The organism is candidate division WOR-3 bacterium, assembly GCA_026418155.1.
Lineage (GTDB): Bacteria > Hydrothermota > Tepidihabitantia > Tepidihabitantales > CAIPLT01 > JAOABV01.
Genome location: JAOABV010000087.1, coordinates 1 through 3005, shown reverse-complemented (window position 1 = coordinate 3005; position 3005 = coordinate 1). Strand labels below are relative to the sequence as shown.

Sequence of the window (3005 nt, the reverse complement as noted above, 5' to 3'; positions counted from 1 at the left end):
CCTCTACACTACTAAATTAATCGTTTTGAAGAATTAATTAACTACAATTTTATATTTTGCCAGAGAATAGGGTATTCTTTTAGAATAACTGAAATTTCATAGCAAATAGGAAAAAATTTGTAGAAGTATAAATTAAATCATAGAGTTATTTTATATTATTATATATATTATTGAATGAATAAGATAGCCGAACTGATTAATGTTTGTCTGCTACTATTGTTTTATTCGGATAAATAGCAATGATAATCGAGTTATCATTGCTGTATCCCTTCCCAAAATTGTCTGATTTAATATCAATTTCGGCTTATAACCATGCCAAGGCTTGAAGGATTTAACATCAACACTTATATCAAGTGAAAAAGATGGAGAATCATATAAATCAAACAGACCACCTTTATCAGGAAAATTATAATTAAGAGAGAGCACATTATTTTTAGTCTTTAATTGGCAAAACAGTTTATCGCCACAATCCACCTTATCGGGATTTTCGCCTTGCCAAATTCCGCCAAAACTCAAATCTATATTTTTATAACAATTTCTCTTTTGGATACCAACTTTTATTGCATATGTACCTTCACCTAAAAATTTTGAATAATTACCAGTAGGAATTCTCGCAGTTAAAAATCCTGCTATGTATTCCGTGAAATTAATCGAAGTTTTGATATCTAAATCAAGCATTCCGTAATTAAAGTAAGAATAAAAAGGAGAATAATGCAAGTATGTTCCAAAACCCGACTGTACAGCAATCGCAATTTTTTTAACTGGACAAATTTGGCAAAAGAACACGATTCCGGATTTTTGAAATATTTGTCTACCGGGAAATGGCTCAATCGTCCAACGGGGTGTAAATTTTAAAACTTCAATTGAACTATTAAGAAGAAAACCATATTGATTATCTTTTTCAAAATTAATATTACCATAATTAAATATCACGGCCGAAATCAAAATTATCATCGCCAAAATCTTTTTATTACTTCAGAAGCTTTTTTATGGTATGGGCTATAACCGGTTGGGTCTTCGTAAAGAATTGGGTCCCATTTCCAAAAATAGATACCCCAAAGCCAAGATTTTCTTTGTAAAGTTGTAAGGATAGTTTCGTAAGCATTGGCTTGTGAATTTTCATCCATTACACCTTGGGTTTGCCAATCATAAGGTCTAACTCCACTACCTTTAATACTTCTAAATCCAATTTCCGTAATAATTATATTTTTTTTAACTTTCGAATAGAAATTATCAATTTGATTTAACCAAAGTTGAAAATTTTCTAAATATTCTTCAATTGTTGCTTCTCGATTTTCGGCTAGCGGGAAATAACCATTAATGCCAATATAATCTAAGTCTTGCCAAAAATTTACATTGGGATATTCGTCCCAATTTGCTGCATAAGTTAATTTGCCATTATATATCCTGCGTAGTGTATCAATTAAAGATCTCCACTCGGGTCGAGTTGAAATTTTTTTAAGTTCTGCGCCGATGCAAAATTCAGGTACAGAAAATTCTTGTGCTAATTTCGCATAATGTAAAATAAAATTTAGATATGATGAGAACCACTGTGGAAAATTCGTCGGCCGGATATCGCCCCGAAAACTATTATCTTCTAAATCAATATGTGGTTTTAACATTATTTCAAATCCTATAGAATCGGCTAATAAAATAATTTTTCTTACTGCACTATCCGAAGGTGTTTTAGAAGTTGGATAAATGTCATTACTGGAGATTGTCAACTGATACCAAGCAGGCGTTATCGCAATATTGGTGGTCCCTAACTCTTTTAATGCTAAAAGTGATAGGAGAAGGCTATCACTCAAATACTCATCGCTTTTCCAACTCGGAATAGACATTCCTTTTTGATATTGAGCAAATGAGCTATAGCGACTTGGAAATTTACAGAGAATTAATATGAAGGATGATAATATTATAAAAAAACAATACCGCATATAACTCACCATACTGAATATTTAACTAATTTTAGCCACATAGAAGAATATACGCAAAAAGTAAAAAGTCAATACTAGAAGAAAACAAAAAACTGGAATAAAACGAGTCGAACACGAACTCTGAATGTATCATGTCTGGCTCTTTACTCTACTATCAATAAATGTATCCCAAAAACAAGTTTATAAAAACAATATTTGCATTTTCTCTTTTTTATTATAACTGACATGGTTCACAAAATTATGCCTATTAGACAAAACTTTCATAAAGGGTGAATTTTATCTAACACGCTCAAAACCAATAACTAATAACTAACAACTCCTTACAAGGGGTATAGTTGGGGGCGCTGAATGTGAAATCCCGAACCAGAGCAAAAAGGACATTCAGATTCTCGTTCATTAACACGCTTAAAACTGCTGATAGGATCGCTTATAAAAGAACTTGTAAAAGAACCCTTAAAAGATTTTTTGACAATGCGTTTAGTATTTCTCTTCTTGGAGATTGAAACAGGTCGTATCTTGTGCCGCTAAAATCCTTGCTTATCAGGTTACAAACAAGGGCATAAATCAGACCACTCAGAAAATGTGATATTAGAATTTTGAATATCGAATATTGAATCTGGTATAAGAATTATGAATCCTTAATAAAATATATCATCCGTGGCACGAAGTCACACATAAGAAAGAAATTTTGGTATGCTTCTTGCAACCCTGTAGGAAAAATTTCATCTATTGTTCTATTTTTGATGTAATCGGCTATTTGCTTTGTTCTCGTCACTAACTTTTACAAAGCCGTTCTTTACACATCATTCTTTATTGTCTTTTTGAGGATTTGAAGCAACCCGTAACTCCATAATATTATGAATATTCGCCTTTTAAGACTTTAGAAATGTTCAGCTCGATGTGCAAATATTTATTGACTTCTAATTAATTGCCTGTATAATGCTTGTCGCTAAAATGACATCTTTATTCTGTTTTTGGTGACCGTGTGAACATTATCTTAATTTGGCTTGTAACATTGACATTTGCCAGTATTGCTATTCCATGGTCAATAAAGCGGTACCGTCGGTC

The 3005-nt window shown here is 32.0% G+C and carries 2 protein-coding genes; both read right to left on the bottom strand.

What is annotated here, in order from left to right; genetic code table 11:
* Window positions 1–213: 213 nt before the first annotated feature.
* A complete protein-coding gene (locus tag N2201_07365) occupies window positions 214–954 on the bottom strand; it encodes a hypothetical protein (GenBank protein ID MCX7786017.1) in 741 nt (246 codons plus the stop codon).
* Window positions 951–1841, bottom strand: a complete 891-nt coding sequence (locus tag N2201_07360; protein ID MCX7786016.1) for a hypothetical protein — start codon at window positions 1839–1841, stop codon at window positions 951–953. The genes N2201_07365 and N2201_07360 overlap by 4 nt, the downstream gene beginning before the upstream one ends.
* Window positions 1842–3005 lie beyond the last annotated feature (1164 nt).

Excerpts from the sequence above, each read along its gene's own strand:
- N2201_07365 (MCX7786017.1), bottom strand. The coding sequence starts at position 954 with ATGATAATTTTGATTTCGGCCGTGATATTTAATTATGGTAATATTAAT.
- N2201_07360 (MCX7786016.1), bottom strand. The coding sequence starts at position 1,841 with ATGTCTATTCCGAGTTGGAAAAGCGATGAGTATTTGAGTGATAGCCTT.